21 protein-coding genes are annotated in these 25759 nt (G+C 63.4%); 13 read left to right on the top strand and 8 right to left on the bottom strand.

From position 1 onward, the window contains the following. Positions 1-226: 226 nt before the first annotated feature. Positions 227-1012, bottom strand: coding sequence for a GntR family transcriptional regulator (locus PCO31110_RS22400; protein ID WP_150691415.1), 786 nt, complete (start codon positions 1010-1012; stop codon positions 227-229). Continuing rightward, complete coding sequence (locus PCO31110_RS22395) at positions 1009-1329, bottom strand: acyl-CoA carboxylase biotin carboxyl carrier protein subunit (RefSeq protein WP_210399990.1); 321 nt, start codon at positions 1327-1329, stop codon at positions 1009-1011. Before PCO31110_RS22395 ends, PCO31110_RS22400 begins: the two co-directional genes overlap by 4 nt. Positions 1330-1561: 232 nt before the next feature. Here PCO31110_RS22395 and arsH point away from each other — a divergent pair, with 232 nt between their 5' ends. Continuing rightward, the gene (gene arsH / locus PCO31110_RS22390) at positions 1562-2305 is read left to right on the top strand and encodes an arsenical resistance protein ArsH (RefSeq protein ID WP_246189953.1); all 744 of its coding nucleotides are present in this window, start codon (positions 1562-1564) and stop codon (positions 2303-2305) included. Here the strand turns inward: arsH and PCO31110_RS22385 are convergent. Further along, positions 2257-2580 (bottom strand): ArsR/SmtB family transcription factor, encoded by a 324-nt coding sequence (locus PCO31110_RS22385; protein WP_174979722.1) that lies wholly within the window; start codon positions 2578-2580, stop codon positions 2257-2259. The genes arsH and PCO31110_RS22385 overlap by 49 nt on opposite strands. A 75-nt stretch (positions 2581-2655) precedes the next feature. Between PCO31110_RS22385 and PCO31110_RS22380 the strand changes: the two genes are divergently transcribed. From PCO31110_RS22380 to PCO31110_RS22370, 3 genes are all read left to right on the top strand, one after another. Further along, positions 2656-3177 (top strand): arsenate reductase ArsC, encoded by a 522-nt coding sequence (locus PCO31110_RS22380; RefSeq protein WP_150691414.1) that lies wholly within the window; start codon positions 2656-2658, stop codon positions 3175-3177. Beyond that, complete coding sequence (gene arsB / locus PCO31110_RS22375; protein ID WP_150691413.1) at positions 3177-4265, top strand: ACR3 family arsenite efflux transporter; 1089 nt, start codon at positions 3177-3179, stop codon at positions 4263-4265. Before PCO31110_RS22380 ends, arsB begins: the two co-directional genes overlap by 1 nt. Before the next feature lie 97 nt (positions 4266-4362). Beyond that, a complete protein-coding gene (locus tag PCO31110_RS22370) occupies positions 4363-5262 on the top strand; it encodes a hypothetical protein (RefSeq protein WP_150691412.1) in 900 nt (299 codons plus the stop codon). 53 nt (positions 5263-5315) lie between these two features. On the opposite strand, the gene PCO31110_RS22365 is transcribed toward PCO31110_RS22370, so the two are convergent. Next, a complete protein-coding gene (locus PCO31110_RS22365; protein ID WP_150691411.1) occupies positions 5316-6338 on the bottom strand; it encodes an alpha/beta fold hydrolase in 1023 nt (340 codons plus the stop codon). A gap of 304 nt (positions 6339-6642) precedes the next feature. Between PCO31110_RS22365 and PCO31110_RS22360 the strand changes: the two genes are divergently transcribed. Both PCO31110_RS22360 and PCO31110_RS22355 read left to right on the top strand, forming a co-directional pair. After that, positions 6643-7071, top strand: a complete 429-nt coding sequence (locus PCO31110_RS22360) for a DUF2946 family protein (RefSeq protein WP_010807902.1) — start codon at positions 6643-6645, stop codon at positions 7069-7071. 132 nt (positions 7072-7203) lie between these two features. Beyond that, positions 7204-8742 (top strand): PepSY-associated TM helix domain-containing protein, encoded by a 1539-nt coding sequence (locus tag PCO31110_RS22355; RefSeq protein WP_150691410.1) that lies wholly within the window; start codon positions 7204-7206, stop codon positions 8740-8742. 22 nt (positions 8743-8764) lie between these two features. Here the strand turns inward: PCO31110_RS22355 and PCO31110_RS22350 are convergent, their stop codons facing one another. Then, positions 8765-9970 carry a citrate synthase family protein gene (locus PCO31110_RS22350; protein WP_150691409.1) on the bottom strand — a complete coding sequence of 402 codons (1206 nt, stop codon included), beginning with the start codon at positions 9968-9970 and terminating at the stop codon, positions 8765-8767. A gap of 232 nt (positions 9971-10202) precedes the next feature. Between PCO31110_RS22350 and PCO31110_RS22345 the strand changes: the two genes are divergently transcribed. After that, positions 10203-11603: a CoA transferase gene (locus tag PCO31110_RS22345; RefSeq protein ID WP_150691484.1), complete on the top strand. Its 1401-nt coding sequence runs from the start codon at positions 10203-10205 to the stop codon at positions 11601-11603. Between the two features lie 7 nt (positions 11604-11610). Here the strand turns inward: PCO31110_RS22345 and PCO31110_RS22340 are convergent, their stop codons facing one another. Further along, positions 11611-13386, bottom strand: coding sequence for a GGDEF domain-containing protein (locus PCO31110_RS22340; protein WP_051126116.1), 1776 nt, complete (start codon positions 13384-13386; stop codon positions 11611-11613). A 213-nt stretch (positions 13387-13599) separates the two neighbouring features. Continuing rightward, positions 13600-15621 (bottom strand): NADPH-dependent 2,4-dienoyl-CoA reductase, encoded by a 2022-nt coding sequence (locus PCO31110_RS22335; protein ID WP_010807897.1) that lies wholly within the window; start codon positions 15619-15621, stop codon positions 13600-13602. Positions 15622-15809: 188 nt separating this feature from the next. On the opposite strand from PCO31110_RS22335, the gene PCO31110_RS22330 reads away from it, so the two are divergent. From PCO31110_RS22330 to PCO31110_RS22310, 5 genes are all read left to right on the top strand, one after another. After that, a complete protein-coding gene (locus PCO31110_RS22330; RefSeq protein WP_150691408.1) occupies positions 15810-16391 on the top strand; it encodes a PadR family transcriptional regulator in 582 nt (193 codons plus the stop codon). 154 nt (positions 16392-16545) lie between these two features. Then, complete coding sequence (locus PCO31110_RS22325; protein ID WP_010807895.1) at positions 16546-17577, top strand: YVTN family beta-propeller repeat protein; 1032 nt, start codon at positions 16546-16548, stop codon at positions 17575-17577. A gap of 12 nt (positions 17578-17589) precedes the next feature. Continuing rightward, on the top strand, positions 17590-18582 hold the full coding sequence (locus tag PCO31110_RS22320) for a sterol desaturase family protein (RefSeq protein ID WP_150691407.1): 993 nt from the start codon (positions 17590-17592) through the stop codon (positions 18580-18582). A 412-nt stretch (positions 18583-18994) separates the two neighbouring features. Beyond that, entirely contained in the window at positions 18995-20068 is a 1074-nt protein-coding gene (locus PCO31110_RS22315; protein WP_150691406.1) for an Lnb N-terminal periplasmic domain-containing protein, read from the top strand. Continuing rightward, complete coding sequence (locus PCO31110_RS22310; RefSeq protein WP_246189937.1) at positions 20065-22260, top strand: esterase/lipase family protein; 2196 nt, start codon at positions 20065-20067, stop codon at positions 22258-22260. Before PCO31110_RS22315 ends, PCO31110_RS22310 begins: the two co-directional genes overlap by 4 nt. A 240-nt stretch (positions 22261-22500) precedes the next feature. Here PCO31110_RS22310 and PCO31110_RS22305 read toward each other — a convergent pair whose 3' ends face one another. Continuing rightward, positions 22501-23094 carry a molybdopterin-dependent oxidoreductase gene (locus tag PCO31110_RS22305; protein WP_150691405.1) on the bottom strand — a complete coding sequence of 198 codons (594 nt, stop codon included), beginning with the start codon at positions 23092-23094 and terminating at the stop codon, positions 22501-22503. Between the two features lie 219 nt (positions 23095-23313). Here PCO31110_RS22305 and metE point away from each other — a divergent pair, with 219 nt between their 5' ends. Further along, on the top strand, positions 23314-25602 hold the full coding sequence (metE, locus tag PCO31110_RS22300; protein WP_150691404.1) for a 5-methyltetrahydropteroyltriglutamate--homocysteine S-methyltransferase: 2289 nt from the start codon (positions 23314-23316) through the stop codon (positions 25600-25602). Positions 25603-25759: the final 157 nt, after the last annotated feature.

The following is a 25759-nucleotide window of genomic DNA, read 5'->3' as shown; positions in this document are numbered from 1 at the left end:
CTCGGGGCTGTAGATGGGCAGGTAGGACACCTAGGCAAGCGCTTTGTTGGACGCCAGCCGCGCCTTGACCGGCTTGGTGTGATGCACGCACAGGTTGTCCATCACGAGAATGACCTCGCCTCGTTTTCAAGTACAGCGACTCATGCGGCGATCAATCATGTCCCAGACCATAAGGCCATGGCATCGCCAGCGCCGTACCAGAAGCCACCCTCTCGGGCAGCTTCTTTCATTTCAACGGTCTTGGGAAGCGGCTAGACACGAGATCGCGTCTGGCCAACGAGTCGAATCGCTCTCGTGCCGAGTGAAGCATATGCAACGTGATCTGCTGGACTTCGGCCTGACTCTGCTTGATATGTGCCTCGATTCTCGCCTGCGCCAGACCCACGTCTCGGGTGTGAATGGCGTCAAGAATCGCGGCGTGCTCTTCGTACGTCGCCACCACGCGAGGCGCCTTGGTGAAGTCCAGCCGCCGGATGATGCGGATTCGCTCGGTGACATCGAAATGCATCCTGACCATCTCCAGATTTCCGGTCGCCGCAATCAACCCCGCGTGAAATGCTTCATCGAAGGCCGCGACCTTCGCGGGCTCAGACTCGCGCTGCGCCGGCGCCACACACCATATCTCGCGTAACGGCATCAGCGCATCGACGGCGTCCTCGCTGACCAGACGGACGATGGCCGCCGACTCCATCATGATGCGGATTTCATAAAGGTCTTCGAAGTACTTGAAGTCGAATTCACGCACCTGCCAGCCGCTCTTGAAGTGAACTTCGACATAGCCCTCGCGTTGCAGCCAGAACAACGCCTGCCGAACGGGCGTACGGCTGACCTGCATTCGGGTCGCCACGTCGCCCTCGCTGAAGCGGTCTCCCGGCAGCAGACGAAAGTCAAAGATGTCGGCCTTGAGTCTGGCGTAAATCTGGGCGGCCAGCGAACCGGCGCTACTCGCCGGGCCAAGTTCCGGCGAATGCGTGCCGGCCGGTTCGACAACGTCGATAGCGGCAGTCTTCATACCAGCGACACCAGCGGATCTCCCGCACTGATCATCATGCCCGGACGGCAATGGAACGATCCGGCCACGCCGTCATGAGGTGCTGCTATCTGAAATTCCATCTTCATCGCTTCCAGTATTAACAAGGGATCCCCCGCACTGACCTTCTCGCCCTGCTGCGCAAGCAGCTTCCAGACGTTCCCCGTGATATCCGCCGTACGCCTTCTTGTGTACAAGCGTGCGTGGATCGATTCAAGTTTCGTGCCAACGCCCGTGGCCAAAGGCGCCACCTCGGTATTGCGCCGAAAGCGTGCACGACCGGGCGTCGAGCGTGCCATTCCCATGGGGCACGTTTCGCACCAATGCAAGGCCTGCGCACCATTCACAGGCGCCCGCCGATGAAAGTCCCTACCCTCTCAAAGGGTGGCTTGCGTGTCATTCAAATATTCCATATTATTGGAAATATCAAAACCAAAATCTAGAACCTTCGTGCCTGCCGTCTCGCCGCAACCCACCCTCCCTGCCGTGAAGCCCCGGTATTTCGACGCCTGCATTGCATCCCGGCTCGGCATGGCCGACGCGGCACCCGCTCGCATCCTGCTTCTATATGGCTCGCTGCGCGAGCGCTCCTACTCCCGGTTGCTGACCGAGGAAGCGGCGCGACTGCTGGAGCGGATGGGGGCCGAAGTGCGCATCTTCGACCCTCGCGGCCTGCCGATGCCTGATGAAATCGATGGCGACGCGCACCCAAAGGTCAAGGCACTGCGCGAGTTGTCGCTGTGGTCCGAGGGGCAGGTCTGGTGCAGTCCCGAGCGGCACGGAACGATTTCTGCCGTCATGAAGACGCAGATCGATCATCTTCCTCTCTCGATGGGCGGCATCCGTCCGACGCAAGGCCGCACGCTTGCGGTCATGCAGGTCAGCGGCGGTTCTCAATCCTTCAATTCGGTGAATCAGTTACGTCAGCTTGGCCGATGGATGCGGATGTTCACGATCCCGAACCAGTCATCGGTCGCGAAGGCCTTTCAGGAATTCGACGAGGCCGGCCGGATGAAGCCGTCCGCTTATTACGACCGCGTCGTGGATGTGATGGAAGAGTTGATCAAGTTCACATTGTTGCTGCGCGGGAAGAGCGACTATCTGGTCGACCGCTACAGCGAACGCGCCGAGGCCGATACGCCACTCGACGCCGCGACCGACGACTTGTCCGCCATTGCTATCGGCGCAGCGTCAGACGTGAAATCGCGGCAGACAAACCCGGCGACTCAGCACTTCCGAGACGCCGCCGGATTGCACAGCCCGGGCACGCCCTGACAGCAGTTTTCGGTGAGAAAACCGATCAGCGCATTCATCTTGTCGATGGCCGCCGCGTAGTAGATGTACCGCCCTTCCTGTCGGGACGAGATCAAGCCCGCGTTGGCGAGTTCCTTCAGATGGAAAGACAGGGTGGCGTTAGCAAGCCCGAGCGTCTCGGCGATGTTGCCGACGCTAAGCCCTTCGGGGCCGGTGACAACCAGCAACCGGAACACGGCAAGTCGATTGCCTTGTGCCAATGCGGCTAGGGCCTTGACGGCGTCGGTATCGTTCAGGGTGGTTTGCATGTCGTCGATTGCCCCGTGATCAACACGGACTCGTTATTTCGATATTTCTGGAATCTTTGCGCCATGATACAAGCAGATACCGCCAAGCGCCATGTGCTGTTCCTTTGCACACACAACTCGGCCCGCTCTCTCCTCGCCGAAGCCATTCTCAATGACCTGGGTGCAAACCGGTTCGTCGCCTTCAGCGCGGGCAGCCAGCCGTCCGGTCACCCCAACCCTTATGCACTCGAATTGCTGGCGTCGCGCGGAACAGACACGTCGGCGCTTCGCAGCAAGTCGTGGGACGAATTCGCGCAGCCCGGTGCACCGCGTATCGATTTCATCTTCACCGTTTGCGACAACGCGGCCGGCGAGACCTGCCCCATCTGGCCCGGCCATCCGGCCAAAGCCCATTGGGGTGTGCCCGACCCTTCGCAAACGCAGGGAACGCCCGACGGCATTCGCAAAGCGTTTGTCCAGACCTATCTGCAACTTCGCGCGCGCATCGAGTTGTTTCTGGATCTTCCCTTGGAAAAGCTCGACCCGGTTGCGGCACAGCAGCAACTTCAGGAGATCGGCAACCGGCTTCGCGCCAAGGAGGCATGATGACCAGTTCGCTTCCCGACGCCGATCCGTCAACGGCGAGGTCCGAAAAGGCAGCGATCATGGGCGCTTTCGAGCGGTACCTATCCATCTGGGTACTGCTCTGTATGGTCGCCGGGGTGCTCGTCGGACACGTCGCGCCGACCTACATCGGGCTTGTCTCACGGTTCGAAGTCGCTCGCGTCAATATCGTCGTCGCCGTGCTGATATGGGCCATGATCGTCCCGATGCTCGTGAAGATCGATTTCGGCGCCCTGGGCCGTGTCGCCGAACATTGGCGTGGTGTTGGCGTGACCCTTGTGGTGAACTGGCTGGTCAAGCCGTTCTCGATGGCATTGCTGGCGTGGCTGTTCGTGCGCCATTGGTTTGCCGGATGGCTGCCCGCAGCGCAGTTGGACAGCTACATTGCAGGACTGATTCTGCTCGCCGCTGCACCGTGTACGGCGATGGTGTTCGTATGGTCTCAACTGTGCAAGGGCGATGCTTATTTCACGCTCTCGCAAGTCGCGCTGAACGACGCCATCATGGTGGTCGCCTTCGCCCCCATCGTGGCGCTTTTGCTCGGCGTTTCGGCCATCAGCGTGCCGTGGGAAACGTTGCTTGTGTCGGTCGTCGTCTACATCCTCATTCCCGTTGCGATTGCACAAGGCCTGCGCCGCGTACTACTCGGGCACAGCCAGAATGCGCTCGCCAAGGCGGCCTCAGCCGCTTCGCCCTACTCCATGGGCGCCTTGCTTGCCACGCTGGTGCTGCTTTTCGCCTTTCAGGCAGATGTGATGATCGAACAGCCTCTCGTCATCGGACTGCTCGCCATTCCTATCGTCGTACAGGTGACGATCAACGCCGGGCTCGCGTACGCGTTGAATCGAAGACTCGGCGTTGCGCATTGTGTGGCCGGACCGTCGAGCCTGATTGCCGCGAGCAACTTCTTCGAATTGGCGGTCGCCACAGCCATCAGCGTCTTCGGCCTGCGCTCGGGCGCCGCACTCGCCACCGTTGTGGGGGTGCTGGTCGAAGTCCCGTTAATGCTCGTCGTTGTCCGTGTCGTCAATCGAACGAAAGGATGGTACGAGGCTAGAGACGTTTCGTAATGACAGAATCCGCTTATTGCGCCAGAATTTCCCGGCCCACCCGGTTTGGCGGGCGAACGCTCGATGGCGCCGTCCAACTCAGTTGAAGGCTCAAGAAATGTCACATCCGGTCTTCCTCGAGAGTCCGCCCTGGCCACGCATGCCGGAGGGCCGTAAGGGCGAATTGAAGACGTACTTTTCCGCCGATGGCCCCTCGTTGGAGGCAAACGCCCATATCCCGCTCTTCTGGCGCGCATTATTTGCTGCGGACGATATTCACTTCGCCTACGTCATCGACGATTTCGATCCCGACGACGCGGCGCTGGCGCGCGAAGCGTTTCTGAAAACCGCCACGCAAGCCGAAAGGGACGCGAAATATCCCTATCTGGTGACGACAAAAGCGCTCGCGCTCGCACGCACGACCCGGCGGCGCGATCACCTGATCGAACTCGTCGGCGAACGTTTTCGCCCGATCTATGACGCGTTCGTCGACTACATCGCGACGGCCTACGGCCCCTTCATTCTCGTTCGTACCAGCGGACTGCCCGATGTCACAGACGCCACCGAGAGGTTGGTGACGGAGCTTGAGCAGATCACCGCGCTGGATCACGGCACACGCGTACATGCCGACCTGTCGGAAGAAATCGAGCGTCTGAAACGAGCGGCCGACACCGATACCGTCTGGCGGACTACCGGCATGGGTGCCCCCGGCGCCGAAGTCAATCCGTGGCCCAGCCAATCCCTGGTGGAAGCATTTCCCGCCTGTGCGCCACGTGCGCCACGCAATCGATACGCTGCGGCCATATCGCCCGACTCGCAACACCCCGCCGAATCTCATCGCTATCGCGATCCGAACCGGCTCGACAAGGTGCTCGAATGGGTCACGATTTTCGTGTTTGCGGGCGCATTCGTCGGGACATGGGCCGCTACACACGCCATCTGGCAGTCGATGCTCGCGACGGCCATTGCCACGGCGGCGATGGTCTGGCTGCGGGTTCGCGTGCGCCGCGTCGAGTGAGCGCTCGATGCGGCGAGCGTGTGGTCGCAGTGACGCTGGCCGTTCAGCGCATATCAGAGCGTAACCACTTCCAGAATGGCATCGGCGAACGCCTTCGGCGCTTCCTGCGGCAGGTTGTGGCCGACGCCACCACCGATATCGCGATGCAGATACTTCCCGGTGAACTTCTTCGCGTATGCCGCCGGTGCGGGATGCGGGGCGCCATTCGCGTCACCTTCCATCGTGATCGTCGGTACGGAGATGGTCGGCGCGGCGGCCAGACGCTGCTCGAGCGCATCGAAGCGCGACTCGCCTTGCGCCAGCCCCAGACGCCAACGGTAGTTGTGAATCACGATGGCCACGTGATCGGGGTTGTGGAACGCCGCTGCCGAACGCGCATAAGTCGCGTCGTCGAAATGCCACTGCGGCGAAGCAAGCTGCCAGATGAGCTTGTTGAACGCATCGGTGTTGGCCGCGTAGCCTTTCGCGCCACGCTCCGTCGCAAAGTAGTACTGATACCACCATTGCAACTCCGCCGGCGGTGGCAGCGGCTGACGGTTCGCTTCCTGACTGCCGATGAGATAGCCGCTCACGGACACCAACGCCTTTACGCGCTCCGGCCAGATAGCGGCCAGGATGTTCGCCGTTCGCGCGCCCCAGTCGTAGCCGCCAAGAATCGCCTGATCGATCTTCAGCGCGTCCATGAGCGCGATGATGTCGGCGGCCACCACGGCCTGCTGACCGTTACGCGGTGTCGCGGCCGAGAGCAACCGCGTCGTGCCGTAACCGCGCAGATACGGAACGATCACGCGGTAGCCGGCCCCAGCCAGTTGCGGCGCTACGTCGACGTAGCTGTAGATGTCGTACGGCCAGCCGTGCAGCAGAATGACCACCTTGCCGTCCTTCGGCCCGGCCTGCGCATACCCGACGTTCAGGTCGCCCGCCTCGATCTGACGAAGGGTTTCGAACGACGTATATCCGCCAACGGACGGCGATGCGGCATGCGCCAGTGGCGGCAGCCCGAGTTCGGCGAGGGTGACACCCGCGAGCGTGGTGCCAAGAAGGCGACGACGGCGAAGATTGACCGGTTCCGACATGACTGTTGTCCTCTGTGAGTGACGTACCGGCGGATGTACCGGGACGTTGTGCCAAGACGCCAGGGGCCAATTCAATGCCGACCGGACGCTTGCCCACCGTTATATCTGCGCGAGCGCCGTCATTGATGTCTGAATGTATCTGTCCCGAGAAGTGACACATACGGATTCAAAAAACCCTCATCCCGAAGGACGGGCAGCCGCCTGCCCTGCGTTGGTTCCCCCGTCAACACCCGTCGCGCGCGCTCGCGTTGAGGGCCGCGTGATAGCATTCCGGCTTCTCTCGCGCGACAACCGCTCCTGACGCATGTCTTTCACCGCACGCAAACGCCTATTCGCATGGCTCGGCCTCGCCGCCATGTGGCTTGCGATTTGCATGCCCGCCGTCAGTCAGGTGCTAGCCGCACACCGCGCGGAACAAGCACGAATGCTGAACGCCGCGTTTTGTACGGTCGACGGGATGGCGCCCGCGATGGCGCTTGCCCCGACGACACGCGCGCACGACGGCGAAGGGATGCACGGCGCATCCATGTCTCACGGGTCATACGACAATCGGGGCGACGTTTGCGGCTACTGTTCGCTGCTTGCCAATCACCCGCCGCTCGCCATGCCCGCACTCACCGGCGCGGTATCGTTCGCATGGATTGCCCGAGCGGGGCCGGCCGCCCACACGCGCCCGGCCAACGCTCAACTCGCCTACACGCCGCCTGCGCGCGCGCCACCTGCCGCTTCCTGATCTCGCGTTCAGTCCGATGCCTCGCCGCTACCGGTGACGGCGTCGTTCATTACTCGCGCCGCATGTCCGCCGCACTTCACGATGTCGGCCGGCGCGCGCCGCAGCGGCGACACGAGACGGAATCGTTGCCCTATGCAGATCCCCTATTCCCAGACGCCCCGGACGCGCGAAGCGCAATCGGCCACCAGCGCCGGGCAGTACCGAACCCTCTGGCGCTGGCATTTCTACGCGGGGCTGTTCGTCATGCCCTGGCTCATGGTGCTCGCAATCACCGGAACCCTCTACGTCTTTCAGCCCCAAATCGAGCCGTGGCTGTATCACGACCGGATGGTCGTGGCAGCGTCCACGTCCCCCCGGCTGAGCGAACAGGCATTGATGGATCGCGCGGCGGCATCGCTGCCCGCCGGCTCGAAGATCAGTTCCGTCGAAGTCAATCGTGACCCGAAGCGCAGTGCCGAATTCATCTTTCGCCTGTCCAATGGCGAACGGGAAAGTATCTACGTGAACCCGTACACGGGCACGGTGCTTGGCACGCTGAGCGTCGAGCGTCGGCTGATGAAGCAGGCTCGCGCGCTCCACCGATCGCTCATGCTGGGCAAGCCGGGCGAATGGCTCATGGAACTGGCAGGTTGCTGGACGCTGGTTATGCTCGCGACCGGGCTCGCATTGTGGTGGCCACGTGCCGGCGCGACATGGGCGACTGCATTGCGCCCGCGTCTGCCATTGCGTGGACGCGCGCTGCTGCGCAATCTGCACGGTGTGGCCGGCTTCTGGCTGGCGGCCGGCGGACTCGCCTTCGTGCTGACCGGGCTGCCGTGGTCCGGCTCGTGGGGCGCACAGTTCAAGGCGCTGGCGACGAAAGCCGGCATGGGCTCTCCGGCGGGTGCCTGGGGCGAAGCGCTGGTGCGCTCGCAACTCCCGGCCAAGCCGATGAAGATGGATGACCTGCCCATCGCGCAAATTCCGTGGGCGGTCGGCAATACGACGGTCCCCGTTTCCGCGCTACCGCCTGCGTCGAAAACCTCGTCGGCGCCAGGGATGAACGACATGGCGTCAATGACCGGAATGACGCACGGCGATGCCAACGAACACACCGGGCATGAAGGCCACGAAGGCATGGGCAGCATGGGCATGTCGCCCGCCAGCCTGTACGCCCAAGGGGCGTTGCCGGTCGACGACATCATGGCCATTGCGGCACGGCATGGCGTTCAGAGCGGCTACAGCCTTGTCGTGCCGTCGCGCCCGGACGGCGTCTACACCGTGTCCTACTTCCCGGCAGACCCGCGAGACGAACGGACGTTGCACATCGATCAGTACAGCGGCAAGGTCTTGCAGGACATCGACTACACCGCCTACGGCGCCGTTGCGCAAGCGATCTCGTATGGAACCTCGCTGCACATGGGCAAGTACTTCGGCGTTGCCAATCAATGGCTGTGTGCGTTGATTTCCATGGGATTGTTCGCGATGGCCGCCACCGGCGCCGTCATGTGGTGGATGCGTCGCCCCGCCCGTTCGCTCGGCGCACCGTCTCGCCCGCAAGCACGACCGCCCATGCGCGGATGGACGATCGGCATGTTCGCGCTCGGCGGCCTCTTCCCGCTGATGGGGGCCACGATGGTGCTTGTCTGGGCTGGCGACCGCCTTGTCTTCGGACGCCGCACGCGCGGATGACCCGTGCCGCGCATCCGGGCGTTCATGCCGGTGGGAATGCCGTCGGCCGCGCGCCGACATACGCCGCACGCGGTCGAATCAGTTGCGTACTCTCGCGCTGCTCCATTGCATGCGCGATCCAGCCGATGGTGCGGCCCAGTGCAAACAAGCCGAACGCCGCACCTACCGGCAGATTGAGGTGACGCCGCACCGCCACGAGCGCAAAGTCGAGCGACGGACGTTGCCCGACGAGCGCATCGGCGGCGTCGATCATCGTCTGCCAGGCCGGATGCGCAGGCAACACCCGATCAAGCATCGCGCTCGCACGAACATCGCCCGCCGGATACAGGTGGTGTCCGAAGCCCGGCAGCTTTTCGCCGCGAGCGAGCCGCTCGCGCATGCGTGCGGCCACGTCCGTTTCACCGACTTCGTCCCACATCGCTTCATTGCGGGCGGTCGTGCCACCATGACGGCCACCCGTCAGCGCCGACAACCCTGCAATAACCGCCGCACGCAAACTCGCGCCGGTCGACGCGACGCAACGTGCCGTGAAACTCGAAGCGTTCAACTCATGGTCGGCACACAGCACCAGCGCCATGCGGATGAGGTCGGCACCCTCGGCATCTTGCACCTCCCACGCTTGGGCACATTGTTGGTGAATGGGGGCATCGCTGGGTAAGGTGCCCAGCAGACAGGCGGTCATCAGACGCAACAGGGCGGCATTTCCCTGTGCGACGCGTACCGGATCACGCTGCCAGATGGCGGTCGATGCGTCATCGCTCGCCACGGCAAACGTGGGCAACAACGCCTCCTCCGCGCGCCGTGCGCGATAGCGCTCAAGAAGCAGCACCGGCCAATCGCCGAGGTGGCGTTGGCGATCGTCGTCTGCCACGAAGGCCGACGCCTCGTCGCATTGCCACAGCCACGCCGCCGTCGCTTCGACCGACGCCGTTTCGGCCATCGCCAGGGCGTCGCGCCCCCGGTAGTAGCAGCGGCCGTCTTCGATCAACGTAATCGAAGACTCCAACACCGGCATCCCCCAATCCAGTGCCGCCTTGGCCACCTCTTTCGGTTTGCGCCCTCGCGTGCGCTGCGCGGCCAGCCGCTCGACGTCGGCTACCCGATAGCGGCGTTCGCGATGCGTCTTTCCCGGTTCCGCATGCAGCAATCCGCGGCTCACGTAAGCGTAGAGCGTTTGCAGCGACACGCCGAGACGCTCGGCGGCCTGCGTGGCAGTGAAGTAATTCATGGCGTTCGACATGTGTGACCAAGGGGGGATGAACCAACAACTTGATTAAGTTAATCAATATTGACAATAAAATCCATCGGCATAAGCTTCAACGCGCCGGCAGTCTCGCATCGCGACTCAGTGCGATGTCACGTATCGAATCGTTCAAGGACTTCCTATGCACTCCACTGTTTCCGGGCGTGCAGTGCCGCTCGCCGACGCCCCCCATTTCGTCACGTCCTATCTGGACGACATGCGTTTGGCGATCGCTGCACACGCCACCACGTCCCTCGCTGCCCCCGACAACCTGACGATCAGCGGCAGTGGCGCGTTGCCGTGCGCCTTTCCGTATACCGATTTCGCCACGGCAGCCATCGCCAGTGCGACGCTCGCCGTCGCAGGCCTCACGACCGGCACGGCGGGCGATTACGGGCTCGCGGCTCACGCAGCGATACCGGCGGTCAACGTCGACCGGCGACTGGCGTCGTTCTGGTTTCAAACGTCACTGCGTGCGCAGGGATGGTCGTCGCCACCGATGTGGGACCCGATTGCGGGCGACTACCGCACGTCCGATGGCTGGATTCGTCTGCACACCAATGCACCTCATCACCGAGCCGCCGCCCTTGCCGTGCTTGGAGTCGAGGCAGATCGCGACACGGTGGCACGTGAAGTGGCCGGCTGGCAGGCCGATGCCCTGGAGACCGCCGTTGTGGCGCAAGGAGGATGTGCCGCTGCCATGCGCACGATCGCGCAGTGGGACACCCATCCCCAAGGCGAAGCCGTGGCCCGTGAACCCTTATTGCATTGGCAGACGTTCGACGCGGGATCGGCGGCTGGCACACCACGCGACATCGCCGGATGGAAGCCGATGGCGGAACGCCCGCTCAGCGGTATTCGCGTGCTAGATCTCACGCGCATTCTCGCGGGGCCGACGGCAACGCGCTTTCTCGCAGGGTTCGGCGCGCAGGTATTGCGCATCGATCCGCCCGATTGGGACGAGCCCGGCACCGTGCCGGAAGTGGTGCTCGGCAAGCGCTGCGCGCGTCTCGACCTGAGACAAGCCGACGGCCGCGCGGTGCTCGAAACCCTGCTGCGTGAGGCGGACATCGTCGTTCACGGCTATCGCCCCAATGCGCTCGACTCTCTCGGCCTCGGGGCGGCTCGGCGTCGCGAACTCAATCCGATGCTGATCGATGTCTCGCTCGATGCCTACGGTTGGCAAGGCCCCTGGCAGGCAAGACGCGGTTTCGACAGTCTGGTGCAGATGAGCACCGGGATCGCTGACGCAGGGATGCGGGTAACAGGTATGCCGAGGCCGGTGCCGTTGCCGGGGCAAGGCATCGACTACGCCACGGGGTATCTCATGGCGGCAGCGGCAGTTCATGCCCTGGCGCTTCGCCAGACGCAACACGCCGGCAGCACCGTGCGTGCCTCGCTGGCCCGGACCGCGCGTTTGCTCGTGACGCATCGCACGCCCGACCCCGCGCCCTCGCCGCTCGCTGCGGAAACGCCGGACGATCTGTCCGCCCGTATCGAAGATACGTCGTGGGGACCGGTGCGGCGTGTGGCGACGCCAATGTCGATCGCGGGCACGCCTGTCGACTGGGCCCTACCGGCGATGGCGCTGGGCACGGCCACGCCGCGGTGGCCTTGATCGCGGCTTACTCGATGACGTGACGCCGCGCTTGCCGCGCGGCGTTGAGCTGACGCTCCGCCTGACTCAGGAGGGCCGAGACGTTGATCGGCTCGCCGGTCGGCACGCCATTCGCATCGAACGTAACCCCGTTGTCCATTGCAATACCGAAGCTCGCCGTCAACGGCAGGACTTCGCCATTCGGCAAGGTCAATGCCGTGGCTTCGATGCGCCCGCGCAGCAGTTCGGCGAATTGCTGCGCGCGCGAGCCGTCGAGCACGCGAGCGAGGATCACGAAGGCATCCGCACCCAACCGCCCGACCACGTCGCCGGGCTGGGACGTATTCAGGCAGACAGCGCCGACGCGGCACAGCACTTCGTCGCCCACGGCGTGCCCCCAGGTCGCGTTGATCTGTGAAAAGTTGTCGACATCGAACTTGATCAACGCCACCCGCCCCGGCGACGGCATCGCACACAGCGCCCGCGCCTGCCGCTCGAACGCCCGCCAGTTCATCAGGCGCGTCAGCGGATCGGTGTCGGTATACATCTCCAGTTCGCCCGCCAGACGTGCATGCTCGCGACGCAACTGCACCAACTCAATGGTGTTCTGCTTCAAGACGCGCAACGTATCGAACACGGCGCGCACCTGCGGGTGGCGCATCGGCATGCCTTCGTCAGGCAAAGGCGCCTTGAGATCGCCTTGGGCAAGCGCATCGACAAAGCGTGTCGCCTCCTCGAACGGTTGCACCACGCCGCGACGAAAATCGCGCCACGCAAAGTACATCAGGAGCACCAGCGCGACCTCGGCCAGTGCGATGACGATAAGCCACTTGAGCGCACTCGAGCGGCGCGCCTCGACTTGCTGCGCGGCCAAGTTCAGCATGCTGTCACGAAAATCGGTGATCGCACGCATCGTCGGCACATAGTTGCGCGCAAACTCCGCCGTCGTAATCGAGGGCGGCCGAGGCTGACTGGTCAGCGTGCGCACGAGCGCCACGTAATGCAACCCCGTCGCAAAATACTGCGCGTTCAGTGCTTTGAGCGTCTCGGGGCCGAGCTCCGGGGGCGTGACCATCCGCGAGGCGATCATCTCGCGCAGTTGGTCGATGCGGCCGAGCGTTCTCTCGATCGTGCGCTGATCCGCTTCGGTGAGGGTCTCGCCAGTGGTGAGCGTAGCGGTAAAGTCCGAGCCCAGTTGGCCGGCATATTCACGTAAATCCGCTGCCAGACGGGCAAGGATGATGTAGTTCAGCGCACTGGGCGCACCTCGCGAAATCACGTCGATCCGCGACGATGCCACCGGGCTGAAATCCGCGATGACTCGCATCATGCGGTCGACGGCGTCGCGCACGGCTGCGTCGCTGCGCATTTCGCGCGGGCGCTGTACCAACAGATCGACGTTGGCACTGGCTGCGGCGAGATCGAGCCGGGCGCGCTCGACGGCATGCAAACCGCCGGCACATTGATCGCACGCGTCAGAGGAGAGCGCGGAAAGCAACTCCTGCAGACGCGCGTTGGTCGCCTCGCGTGCATTGCGCAGCGCGATGACGGATTCGTTCGGCAGCGGAAGATCGGCGCCCAGCACGGCATTGGCCGGGCCGCGCTCGGCAGACGCTTTCTCCATCGCCTGTAACGTGGCGCGCAGCGCATCCAGCGCAACCGAGGCATCAGCGGCGCCCCGGTAACTTCCCCAGGCCCAGATGAGCAGGCTGCTGCATAGAATAACGACGACCGAGACGACGGAAAGGTTCTGCAACTGCAGGCGGCCGTTGAGCGAGATGGCCGAAAGTAACTTGTGCTTCATTGACAATGGCACCGTCGGCCACACGGTACAGGCTCCTACTGCGACCGCGACGGATGCCACCGTAATGGCAGCACACCGCAGCGCACCACGGACACGTTGTGCCTGGCACAAGGCACATACGCTTTGGCTTCGCTTCGGCGCGGACAGACCGTCCGGGCCAAAGCGGTGCCATTGTCGCACACCGGCTACCCCTTCCGGACCTCGCTCACGGGCTCACAGGTCGATCGCCAACTCGGTGCCCTGCTTGATCGCGCGTTTGGCGTCGAGTTCGGCCGCCACATCTGCCCCGCCAATGACATGCACGCGTGCGCCCGCCGCCTGAAGACCCTCGGCCAATTCCCGCAACGGCTCCTGCCCGGTGCACAAAACAACGTTGTCAACCGGCAACACCATCGGCTTATCGTCGAGGGTGACATGCAGGCCATCGTCGTCGATCCGCCGATACGTCACGCCGGGAATCATTTCCACGCCGCGGTGCTTGAGCGATGTCCGGTGAATCCAGCCCGTGGTCTTGCCCAGCCCGTCGCCCACCTTGGAGGCCTTGCGCTGCATCAGGTACACCTTGCGCGGCGAAGTCTCGGGCACCGGTGCGCGCAGGCCACCCGCATGGGCGTACGCCGGGTCGATACCCCATTCGGCGTAGAACTTCTCGGGCACCAGCGTGGCGCTCTCGCCCGCCTGCGTGAGGAATTCGGCCACATCGAAGCCGATCCCGCCCGCACCGATCACGGCCACGGTTTTTCCCACTGACGCACCATTGCGCAATACATCGATATAGCTGAGCACCTTCGGGTGATCGATGCCGTCGATGGCTGGCGTGCGCGGCACCACACCGGTGGCCAGCACGATATCGTCGTACGCGCCCTCGATCAGCGATGCCACCGAGGCACGCGTATTGAGTCGCACCTTCACCCCCGTCGCTTCCAGTTCGTGACGGAAGTAGCGCAGGGTCTCGACGAACTCTTCCTTGCCCGGAACGCGTTTGGCCATGTTGAACTGACCGCCGATCTCGGTATCGGCCTCGATGAGCGTGACATCATGCCCCCGGCGCGCCGCCATGGTTGCCGCGGCCAGACCGGCCGGACCCGCGCCGACAACGGCCACGCGACGCACGCGTCCTGCCGCCTCGACACGCAGTTCCGTTTCATGACACGCAAGCGGATTGACCAGACAGGACGTGATCTTGCCGCTGAACGTATGGTCGAGGCACGCCTGATTGCAGCCGATGCATGTGTTGATGGCCTCGGCATGCCCGGCGGCGGCCTTGTTCACGAATTCGGGATCGGCCAGCAGCGGACGGGCCATCGACACCATGTCGGCCTCGCCATCGGCAAGAATTCGTTCAGCAACGTCCGGCATGTTGATGCGGTTCGTCGTGATGAGCGGGATGCCGACATGCCCTTTGAGTTTGCCGGTGACCCAGGCGAATGCCGCACGCGGCACGCTGGTCGCAATCGTCGGGATGCGGGCTTCGTGCCAGCCGATACCGGTATTGATGAGCGTTGCGCCAGCGGCCTCGATGGCGCGGGCCAGTTGCACCACCTCGTCGAAGGTGGAGCCGCCTTCGACCAGATCGAGCATCGAGAGCCGGTAGATGATGATGAACTCGCGCCCCACGCGCTGACGCACGCGGCGCACGATCTCCACAGGAAAACGCATGCGGTTCTCGTAACCGCCGCCCCACGTGTCGGTGCGATGGTTGGTTCGGGCCGCGATGAACTCGTTGATGAGATAGCCCTCGGAGCCCATGATCTCGACGCCGTCGTAACCGGCATGCTGCGCCAGCGCGGCACAGTTCACGAAGTCGTCGATGGTTGCCTCGACCTCGGCACTGGTCAATTCGCGCGGTTTGGCGGGCGTAATGGGCGCCTGCAAGGCGCTTGGGGCCACCAGATCGGGATGATAGGCGTAGCGGCCGAAGTGCAGAATCTGCATGGCGATCTTGCCACCAGCGGCATGCACGGCCTGCGTCACCACGCGGTGCTTCTCGGCCTCCTCCTCGGTGCTGAGCTTCGCCCCTCCGGCATAAGGCCGGCCAGCGTCGTTCGGCGCAATACCGCCCGTCACCATCAGCGCCACACCGCCGCGCGCGCGTTCCGCATAAAACGCCGCCATGCGGGCAAAGCCATTGCGCGCTTCTTCAAGCCCAACGTGCATCGAGCCCATCAGCACACGGTTGCGCAACGTCGTAAAACCCAGATTCAGGGGCTGCATCAGGTGGGGATAGCCGCTCATCGTTGTTTCTCTCATCGTTCGGCGCAAGCCGTGGGGTTTCGGGGGACGTTCCGGCAAAGCATAGGACACATCGTTCGCGCGTCTTGGCGTTATGCAACCGGTTGCATAGTTTGTTGGCGATTTTATGCGGGCACCACGAACTATGCAACGGGTTGCATAGTGGAATTAGAGTCCCTAGACTACCGGTCATGCCGCTCGCCCACGCCTTGATGACCTCGCTGCTGGAGAAATCCTCTTCGGGGTATGACCTTGCCCGCCGCTTCGACAAATCGATCGGCTTTTTCTGGCACGCCACGCATCAACAGATCTACCGCGAGCTGGCGCGTATGGAGGCAGCTGGCTGGATCGACTCCATGGCCGCCCCCGATGGGGGACGCACCCGCAAACGTGTTTATCGCGTGCTCGACGCCGGCCGTGACGAACTGCTCGCCTGGGCGGCCACCCCAACGGCGCCCTCCGACCTTCGCGACGACCTCATGGTTCGGCTGCGTGCAGACGCCGCCATCGGGCCGCTCGGTCTGCAACCCGAACTGCGGCGCCGGGCGGCGCTTCACGCGCAAAAGCTTGCGGCCTACCGGGCCATAGAGGCCCGCGATTTTCCGCAGGGCGAAACGCCCACGCGCGACGCCGCGCTGCAACGGCACATCCTCCTGCTGGGGGTGCGCTATGAACAGGGGTGGCTGGACTGGACACGAGACGCGCTGGCCCTGCTGGAACACTGGGACGGCAAGGCTGCCGGAGACGGCACACCGGCCCAAAACGCCGTCTGACGGCCGAACGCCCGACACACGTCGCTCATATCGGCCTGGCGGTCATTTCGTCCCATTTTTTGTCAACGGACCAGGTATGTGGCGCGTTTAACGAAAGAATCGGCGTACGGCTTACCGGCATGCGTCACCGTTTTTCGCCCCACCCTAGGCATTCATGGTGTTTTCTTCCAAGCTCTCCCGGCTTTCCTGGCTGACCGGCCGTGTTCGCACCCTTGCAACGCTGTCCGCGCTGGTCGCCGGTGTCCTCCCGTTTTCCACCGCCCATGCGGGCACCGTGATCGTGCTCGATTCCGGCGCCGCTCAGCTTTCGCTCATCGATCAGGCAACGCACAAGGTTGTTGGCACGATGCCGACGGGCAAAGAGCCGCATCACCTGATGATTACGCCCGACAAGCGCTCTCTGATCGTGGCGAACTCGGTGTCGAACAGTCTGATGTTCCTCGATCCCAACACTGGCAAGCTGCAACGCCAGGTCGCCGACATCGAGGACCCCTACCAACTCGGCTTCTCGCCCGATCGCAAATGGTTCGTGACGGCGGCGCTGCGTCTGGACCGGGTCGACGTCTATCGTTACGACGGTGAAAACGTTGTGGTCGCCAAGCGTATTCCGCTGGCCAAAACGCCCAGCCACATGACGTTCTCGTCCGACAGCAAGACGGTATTCGTCACGCTGCAGGATTCAGGCGAACTTGCGGCCATCGACCTTGCGACGCAAACGATCAAATGGCGCATGCCGGTTGGCAAGACCCCTGCGGGTCTGTGGATGACGCCGGGCGACAAGTACCTGCTGGTCGGCATGACTGGCGAAGACGACGTCGCCGTGGTCGACTGGCGCGCGCAGAAGGTCGTCAAGCGTATCCAGACGGGCCGCGGCGCACACAACTTCCGTTCGCTCTCCGATGGCCGTCACATTGCGGTGAGCAACCGCGTCGAGAGCACGATCAGCATTCTGGATTACGAGTCGCTCACCAAGGTCGCCGACATCACCGGTCTGATGCCGGGGCCGGATGACATGGAATTGTCCGCCGACAAGCGCTATCTTTGGGTGACGTTCCGGTTTGCACGGCACGTTGGCGTGATCGACCTGACGACGCGTCAACTGGTCGACCGCATCACCGTCAACCGGTCGCCGCACGGCATCTTCTTTGCCGACCGAGCCCCCATACTCTCGCCGAATCCGGACTGACAAGGCCACCAGATGATTCAGGAAATCCTCAATTTCGTCGACAGCGGTATCTCCGCCGCACAAACGCTCATCTACGTGGATGTGGTGCAGCCGCTGCTGTTCCATTTCAGCCTGATGGGCTATGCCGACGACATCTATGACGCCCTGTACTGGGTGCTCATCGGCGTCGTGCAGATTGGCGTGACGTACGCGCTGCTGCGCCCGCTTGAGGCGCTGCGCCCGGTCGAACGGTGGCAGGACCGCCGTCAGGTTCGCGCCGACGTGATCTACACCTGGATCGCCAAGCTTGGCATCCTGAATCTCCTGTTCTTTGTGGTGTTGCAACCGGTCTTCAGCGCGTTGCAGAGTCAGATGGTGATTCACGGTCTGCCGAGCATTGATCTCGACGGACTGTACCCGGGCGTGACGGATCAGCCGCTGGTGTCGTTCCTGATGTATCTGATCGTGCTCGACTTTGCCGGCTACTGGTATCACCGCTGGCAGCACCGCTTCGGCGTGTGGTGGGAATTGCACGCGGTGCATCACAGCCAGCAGCAGATGTCGCTGTGGTGCGATGACCGCAACCACTTCCTCGACAACATCATGCAGGCCGGGTTCTTCGCCGCCATTGCGCTCTTCATCGGCGTACAGCCCGCGCAGTACGTCGTGCTCGTGGCCGTGAGCAACTTCCTGCAAAGCGTGCAGCACGTCAACGCTCGCCTGCCGTTCGGCCCGGTACTCGAACGCCTGATCGTGAGCCCGAACTTCCACCGCCGCCATCACGCGATCGGCTACGGACACGAAGGCACCCGCTACGGCTGCAACTTCGGTGTGCTGGTCCCATGGTGGGACATCCTGTTCCGCACGGCGTCGTGGGAACGCGCCGTGGAGCCGACCGGCATTCGCGACCAGCTCCCGGCACCGGAAGGCCGTTCGCGCCGGTATGGCCAGGGCATCGTCGCACAACAGGTGCGCGCATTCGGGCGCATCGCCCGCCGTCTCGCACCTCGCCGTCCGGCGCTTTGACCCCGCCCGAGGCAGCGCCGAACCGTGCCGCTCGGCCCTATCCTGCACGCTCGGGCAACACGATGTAACAGGGGGGACGTCCATCGTCCCCTCGACCCGCCAAGCCCCTTCCAGTCAATAACGTCTCCTTCGATTTTCCGTGTCGCGGCAAGCCTTCACGTGCGTCGGCACCGCGTCCACACGCCCCAAAGCAGGCAACACGCCATAGCTTTCCGCCCCGCTTATACAACGCACGGTTGGCTACGCACCATTGAACTCGCCCGAGTGGCGCGAGTGATTAGAAGTCCTGGGGGCCGGTCTGCTGGTATTCTTCGGCGCTGAACTTGAAAAAATGGGGAGTCGACCGAGGCAGTATGGACGACGCCCCTCTGCCCTGCGCATAGCAGCGCACGGCGTCTGAATTCTGCGGATCATGGAGCAACTGCAATCTCACGCTGGCGACGCGCTCGCCGGCCCTCACTTCGCGTGGTACGTCTATGCGCTGCGCGCGTTTCTCGCCGTCGTCGTGCTGGGAGCGTGCGCCTGGGGGGGCATGGCCCTCGCCTATCGCTGCCCGGGCCCGGTGCTTGTCAGGTATCTCGTCATCGCCCTGTGGGCCGCACTCGGCATCGCGGCGATCGTCGCACTGCTGCGCGTGCAGGCCGGTGTCCCGCTCAGGGGGTGGCCGCTTGGTTTCCTCGTGGCGATGGTGCTTCTGCTCGGCTGGTGGCAGTCGATCAAGCCATCCAACGAACGCGACTGGGCAGCCGATGTCGCCCAATTGCTCGACGCGCAGCAGGACGGCTCGCGCATCACGCTGCACAACGTGCGCAATTTCGAGTGGCGCACCGAGACCGACTTCACCCCTCGCTGGGAGACGCGCGAATACGACCTCGACAAGCTCGTGAGTGCCGATCTCGTGTTGTCCTACTGGATGGGCCCCGCGATCGCCCACACGCTGGTGTCGTTCGGTTTTTCGGATGGCAAGCGCGTTGTGTTCTCCATCGAGATTCGCAAGAAGCGAGGCCAGAAGTTCTCGGCGGTCGGCGGCTTCTTCAAGGACTTCGAGGCCACACTGGTCGCCGCCGACGAGCGCGACATTCTGCGCGTGCGTAGCAACGTGCGTGGCGAAACGGTCTATCTGTACCGCATGAATATCCCGCCCAAACAGTTGCGCGAGGTATTTCTCGGTTATCTGGAACGGGCGCGCGAGCTGCACCGCGAACCGGCCTGGTACAACACGCTCACGAGCAATTGCACGACCATTGTGTTCGAACTGGCACGCATCATCTCGCCGGGGCTTCCCCTCGACTACCGTCTGCTGCTGTCCGGCTATTTCGCGGAATATGCCTACGATCAGGGCGGTCTCACACCGGGATTCACCTATGCGCAACTGTATGAGCACGGCAATTTCGTCGCCCGTGCGCTGGCTGCCGGCGACTCGCCCGACTTCTCGACATTGATCCGCCAAGGCGTGCCCGGCGACGATCCGAAGGTGACGCCATGATGCGCCCGGCAATGTGTGCGTCTGCGCAAGGCGCGTGGCAACGCCGAATCCGGCAAGCGGCAATGCTCGCTGCCGCCGTATGGCTGACGGGCCTGTCGGGCTGCGCGATGGTCGAAGTTCGTTCGCTCGGCCCGGAACAGTACATCGCCATGAAGCGCGGCGACATTCTGTCCACGGGCAAGCTCAGTACATCGACCGACGATGTGATTCGTGTCGCGGGCCTCGATGAAACGATCTGCACCAAGCCATCACTCGACTGTATCGACGCGCTGGGCCGTGCCAAGGAAATTGACGTCGACCGGCGTTTGGCAGCCATGGCCGAGATGTCGATGCAACTCGCCATTGCACAAACGCCCGCCGGCGAAAAACAGTGGAACGACGCCCAGTTCGATCTCTGGCTGCGCACGGCCCGCTATGCGTATGCCTACCTCTTCTATGGGGACCAGCCGTCGAGCGAGCGAGCCTTCGAGGACCGTCAGACACAGGTACGCGACTACTACAACTACGCGGTACAGACATTCTCCGTCGCTCTCTTCCGCCGCGTGCAGCAAACAGGCAAGGACCAAATCGCCGGATGGACACTGCCGGTCGACGTCAGCAGCGTGCGCTTTGCCAACGAGCGAATCCGGCCGCGCGAGGTCTTGCCTGCGTCCACCCTGTCGTTCGCGGGCCTGCGTAGCCCATATCGGCGTGACGGCTTCGGCGCAGAACTGGTCGCCGTGCTCGACGACAAATCGGCCGCAGACGCCCTGTCTTCGGTCGGCCGCACCCCGGCACCGCGTGGCGACGCGTCGACAGGCCCCGATAACGACAACGTCTATTTGCCTTCCGACGAGCAAAGCAGCGGTGCCCGCAACCAGCGCGAGAGCCGCGCATCGCGTGACTTTCGCCGTGCCGTCGATCCCAATGCGGGACCAGTGTTCAGCGAAATGCCATCGCCGTCGCTCACGCTGCTGCTGCGCTTCGACGGCACCTCGCTCGACGAAGTCCTGACCACGCGCGTCGCCACACTCGTCGTCTATGACCCGTACCGGCAGTCGTCTGTCGAGTTGAACGCTCAGACGGTGCCGCTTGCGGGCAACTTCACCGCTGGGTATGGGCTGTGGCTGGCGCGCTCAGGATTTGCAAAGCAATCGTTACTGACGTTGTTCGGCCGTGAGCGGGGGATTGTGCGTCCGCATATCTACCTGATGCAGCCGTTCGATCCGGGGCGCCGCGTCATTCTGATGCTGCACGGGCTGGCAAGCAGTCCGGAGGCCTGGGTGAATCTGGCCAACGAGATTCAGGGCGACGCCACGCTGCGCGAGCGCTTTCAGATCTGGCAGGTGTACTACCCGACGAACTCGCCGATTCTCGTGAATGCGATGGCGATCCGTAACGCCTTCCTAGCCACGCTGAAGCATTTCGATCCGGACAGCCAGTCTGCCGCGTCGCACGATGCCGTGGTCGTCGGTCACAGCATGGGCGGCGTGATCGCCCGGTTGATGGTGTCGAGCGCAGACGACGAGCTGTGGTCGACGTTCCAGAGCGATTACCACCTCGACGAAGATCAGCTTGAACGCGCCCGAAACCGGCTCGATCCGCTGCTCCAGTTCAAACCCGTGCCGCAGTTCGAGCGCGCCATTTTCATCGCCGCGCCGCATCGCGGCACGCCCTTCGCGCGCAACCGGCTGGGACGCTGGATTTCCAACCTCATCAAGCTGCCTGTCACACTACTCTCGGGCCTCGACGACGTGCTGCACTTCGCGACCGGCTCCGAGGACAGCCCATCCGAGGGCACGACGCGTTACGTGCCGAACAGCGTCGATCAGTTGCGGGATAACGATCCGTATGTGGTCGCGGCCGCCGGGCTGAAGATATCGCCGTCAGTGCAATATCACTCGATCATTGCGCGACGTACCCCCACAGGGCCGCTGGACGAATCGAGCGACGGCGTGGTGCCCTATACGAGCGCTCATCTGGCGGGTGCGCAGTCGGAACGTGTGATCGTCGCGGGGCATAGCGTGCAGGAAACGCCGCAAGCGATTCTCGAGATCCGGCGCATCCTGCATGAAGACGTCGACGAACTCGATCCGATCAAACTGCCCGGCCGTGCGGGACCGTTTCAGGCCATCGCCCGGCCACCCCTGGCTATTCCGGCCAAACCGGGGACACCGCAGAAGCCCACGGCCGGGCGCACGACACCGCGTTGAACGCTCTCCCTCGGCTGAAAAAAAGCAACCGGCGAACGAGCACGGCGAGACTGGGCGTTAACGCGCAAGCTGCTGCTGACACAAGCATCACGGCAAACAGATGCGCAATAGCGAAACGAAGCCGGGTCATGCGACTTCCCCATCGGGAAGGGTGTGCAGCAACGGCTTGGCCAAGTGCACGACTTCATACGACAGGATGATTCGTTACGCTCGACGTGACATTCAACAACGACCGCCGGTTCAGGACACGGCGTTGACCTGAATGTAATAAACGCCCCACGGGCAAAGGGTGAACTGCTCCTTGAGCGCCTTGCCCGCGAGCGCCGGAATCTGCGCCGGCTCATAGACTGCCCACAGTGGCCCAAGGCCGCCGAGCGGGAGCGGCTTGTCGTCAAGATGCGTCGCAAGCAAGAACCGATACTCCCGAATCTGCCCGAGCGTGGTGGCAACCACATACCCGTCGATGGCACGCAACAGCACCTGTGTCAGCGGATTGCCAGGCACTCCCGCCTGCGTGAGCACATCGATCAGACGCGGCCCGCGCAGCGTATGCGGCCGTGCGTCGTATTCCAGTGTGGGACGGATCGTCTGCGCCGGCATTCGCGCCAGCATGCCGTAATCGAACGCATACGCGGCGTCGAACTGCACCAGTTGCTTATGGAAAAGCTGGTCAAGTGCCGGATCGACGGGCCCGCGATTGTGCTGCCGGATGGCACCGCTGATCGTGACGAGCGGCGTGGTGGCGAGCGATCCCGCAGCACTCGCCGTCTTGGCAAACACCGGCACCGACGCGCCGAGTGCAGCCGCACCGGCGAGGAATTCTCTTTTTTTCATGGATATTGACGAGGGCGATTGGGCTGGCGGACACATGTGCCGCAGCGTCGCATGAGCGTATCACGACGGCTGCAGACTTCATCACTTGCCTGTCGACCGCCCGTCTTCATGAATGAAATTAACGTTAATCGCAAATAAGACCATTTTCATTCATGAATCGAAGTCTCTATGATCGTTGTCACTGTTTCATTCATCTGGCGGCAAGCGTCATTAGAGAACATGGCAAAGACACATAACCTGGGATTCCCGCGCGTCGGCGCGAAGCGTGAGTTGAAGTTCGGTCAGGAAGCGTACTGGAAGGGACAAACGTCGCGCGACGAGTTGAAAGCGCTCGGCGCCTCGCTGCGTCTGCGTCACTGGCAGGATCAGGCAGCACTGGATCTGGTCCCGGCCGGCGATTTCGCCTACTACGATCAAGTCCTCGACATGAGCTTCACGCTGGGCAACCTGCCCGAGCGCGTGCAGGGTTTCCATGGCGACGGGCTAGACAACTACTTCCGCGTGGCCCGTGGCCGTTCGGCGCAAAGCGCTGAAGCGCACGCCGGCTGCTGCGGCGGTGTAGCTGCCGGTGAGATGACCAAGTGGTTCGATACCAACTACCACTACATCGTCCCGGAGTTCTCAGCGGCAACAGCCTTTTCGCTCGACGCTTCGCGTCTGGTCGAGCAACTCGCCGAAGCCCGCGCTGCCGGCGTGAAAGCCAAGCCGGTCATCATCGGCCCGGTCACGTATCTGTGGCTCGGCAAGGCCAAGGACGACAGCGACAAGCTCACCCTCCTGCCGCGTCTGCTGCCGGTCTACGTGAAGCTGCTCGAAACCCTCGCCGCACAGGGCGTGGAATGGGTGCAGATCGACGAGCCGATCCTCGTCACCGAACTCGGCACCGAATGGCAAAAGGCCTTCGAGACGGCCTACGCCGCCCTCGCCGCCGTGCCGGTCAAACGTCTGCTCGCCACATACTTCGGTGAACTGCAAGACAACCTGCTGCTGGCCTGCCGTCTGCCGGTCGACGGGCTGCATCTGGATGCCGTCAATGCCCAGACGGAAGTCGCGAAGGTCATCGCCGCACTGCCGGCCGACCGCGTAGTGTCGCTGGGCGTAGTCAACGGCCGCAACATCTGGAAAGCGGATCTGGCCGCGGTGCTCGACTGGCTCGAACCGATTGCCAGGACGCTGGGCGATCGCCTGTGGATTGCACCGTCGTGCTCGCTGCTGCACGTGCCGGTCGATCTGGACAACGAGCAGAAGCTCGACGCCGAAATCAAGTCCTGGCTGGCCTTCGCCAAGCAAAAGCTGGCCGAAGTGAACGTGGTGGCCCGTGCCCTCAACGAAGGGCGTGAGGCGGTCGGCGCCGAGTTGGCGGCCAACGCCGCCGCCATCGCCAGCCGCCGTGCGTCGCCGCGCGTGCACAACCCGGCCGTCAAGGCTGCCGTGGCAAAAATCGAAGCCTCGCTGGGCCGCCGTCAGGCCCCGTACGCGGCGCGTGCCGAGAAGCAAGCCGCTGCACTGAACCTGCCGCTCTACCCGACCACGACAATCGGCTCGTTCCCTCAAACCGCCGAAATCCGCACCGCCCGCAGCCAGTTCAAGGCCGGCGAGCTGGATCAGGCCGGTTACGTCGCCGCCATGCAAGCCGAAATCGCTCGCAGCGTGCGTGAACAGGAAGCGCTGGGGCTGGACGTGCTCGTGCACGGCGAAGCCGAGCGCAACGACATGGTCGAATACTTCGGCGAGCAGCTCGAAGGTTACGCCTTCAGCCAGTTCGGTTGGGTGCAATCGTACGGTTCGCGTTGTGTGAAGCCGCCGATCATGTTCGGCGACATCAGCCGTCCGAATGCCATGACCGTCGAGTGGATCAAGTACGCGCAGTCGCTGACCCGCAAACCGATGAAAGGTATGCTGACCGGCCCGGTCACGATCCTGAACTGGTCGTTCGTGCGCGACGATCAACCCCGCTCGGTGTCGTGCTTCCAACTCGCGTTGGCGATTCGCGAAGAAGTGCTGGATCTGGAACGTGCCGGTGTGCGGGTCATTCAGATCGACGAAGCCGCCCTGCGCGAAGGGCTGCCGCTGCGCCGCGCCCAATGGCAGACGTATCTGGACTGGGCTGTCGAGTCGTTTCGTATCACCGCGAACGGCGTGCAGGACGACACGCAGATCCATACGCACATGTGCTATTCGGAGTTCAACGACATCATCGCGGCTATCGCCGGCATGGATGCCGACGTGATCACCATCGAGACCTCGCGCTCCGATATGGAATTGCTCGATGCGTTCGACTCGTTCCAGTACCCGAACGAGATCGGACCGGGTGTGTACGACATTCACTCGCCGAACATTCCGACGCAAGCGCACATCGTGTCGCTCATGCAGAAGGCCGCCGAACGCATTCCGGCCAAGCGTCTGTGGGTCAACCCGGACTGCGGCCTGAAAACGCGTCAGTGGGCCGAAGTCATCCCGGCGCTGCAGAATATGGTCGCCGCCGCGAAAACGCTGCGCGCCCAGTAAGCCTGCGAGCGGCGCGCGGTGCCGACAGGTCCGCCGCCAAGTCATCGTGAAAGTGGATGGGCCGGCAATTGCCGGCCCGTTTGCGTTGCGTCGCCTCATTTGGCTTCACATCCCACGCTCAGGCGCCGCCACTGGTGTCAGCCGACGCCCAAATGGC

It is taken from the genome of Pandoraea communis, assembly GCF_902459745.1.
GTDB classification, from domain to species: domain Bacteria; phylum Pseudomonadota; class Gammaproteobacteria; order Burkholderiales; family Burkholderiaceae; genus Pandoraea; species Pandoraea communis.
The sequence above is the reverse complement of the archived record's forward strand: the minus strand, read 5'-3'. Positions and strand labels throughout refer to the sequence as shown.

Coding starts and splice junctions, on each gene's coding strand:
- arsH (WP_246189953.1), top strand. CDS start 1,562: ATGGCCGACGCGGCACCCGCTCGCATCCTGCTTCTATATGGCTCGCTG.
- PCO31110_RS22400 (WP_150691415.1), bottom strand. CDS start 1,012: ATGAAGACTGCCGCTATCGACGTTGTCGAACCGGCCGGCACGCATTCG.
- PCO31110_RS22345 (WP_150691484.1), top strand. CDS start 10,203: ATGCGTTTGGCGATCGCTGCACACGCCACCACGTCCCTCGCTGCCCCC.
- arsB (WP_150691413.1), top strand. CDS start 3,177: ATGACCAGTTCGCTTCCCGACGCCGATCCGTCAACGGCGAGGTCCGAA.
- PCO31110_RS22340 (WP_051126116.1), bottom strand. CDS start 13,386: ATGAAGCACAAGTTACTTTCGGCCATCTCGCTCAACGGCCGCCTGCAG.
- PCO31110_RS22380 (WP_150691414.1), top strand. CDS start 2,656: ATGATACAAGCAGATACCGCCAAGCGCCATGTGCTGTTCCTTTGCACA.
- PCO31110_RS22335 (WP_010807897.1), bottom strand. CDS start 15,621: ATGAGCGGCTATCCCCACCTGATGCAGCCCCTGAATCTGGGTTTTACG.
- PCO31110_RS22355 (WP_150691410.1), top strand. CDS start 7,204: ATGCAGATCCCCTATTCCCAGACGCCCCGGACGCGCGAAGCGCAATCG.
- PCO31110_RS22325 (WP_010807895.1), top strand. CDS start 16,546: ATGGTGTTTTCTTCCAAGCTCTCCCGGCTTTCCTGGCTGACCGGCCGT.
- PCO31110_RS22370 (WP_150691412.1), top strand. CDS start 4,363: ATGTCACATCCGGTCTTCCTCGAGAGTCCGCCCTGGCCACGCATGCCG.
- PCO31110_RS22395 (WP_210399990.1), bottom strand. CDS start 1,329: ATGGCACGCTCGACGCCCGGTCGTGCACGCTTTCGGCGCAATACCGAG.
- PCO31110_RS22320 (WP_150691407.1), top strand. CDS start 17,590: ATGATTCAGGAAATCCTCAATTTCGTCGACAGCGGTATCTCCGCCGCA.
- PCO31110_RS22310 (WP_246189937.1), top strand. CDS start 20,065: ATGATGCGCCCGGCAATGTGTGCGTCTGCGCAAGGCGCGTGGCAACGC.
- PCO31110_RS22315 (WP_150691406.1), top strand. CDS start 18,995: ATGGAGCAACTGCAATCTCACGCTGGCGACGCGCTCGCCGGCCCTCAC.
- metE (WP_150691404.1), top strand. CDS start 23,314: ATGGCAAAGACACATAACCTGGGATTCCCGCGCGTCGGCGCGAAGCGT.
- PCO31110_RS22360 (WP_010807902.1), top strand. CDS start 6,643: ATGTCTTTCACCGCACGCAAACGCCTATTCGCATGGCTCGGCCTCGCC.
- PCO31110_RS22350 (WP_150691409.1), bottom strand. CDS start 9,970: ATGAATTACTTCACTGCCACGCAGGCCGCCGAGCGTCTCGGCGTGTCG.
- PCO31110_RS22330 (WP_150691408.1), top strand. CDS start 15,810: ATGCCGCTCGCCCACGCCTTGATGACCTCGCTGCTGGAGAAATCCTCT.
- PCO31110_RS22305 (WP_150691405.1), bottom strand. CDS start 23,094: ATGAAAAAAAGAGAATTCCTCGCCGGTGCGGCTGCACTCGGCGCGTCG.
- PCO31110_RS22365 (WP_150691411.1), bottom strand. CDS start 6,338: ATGTCGGAACCGGTCAATCTTCGCCGTCGTCGCCTTCTTGGCACCACG.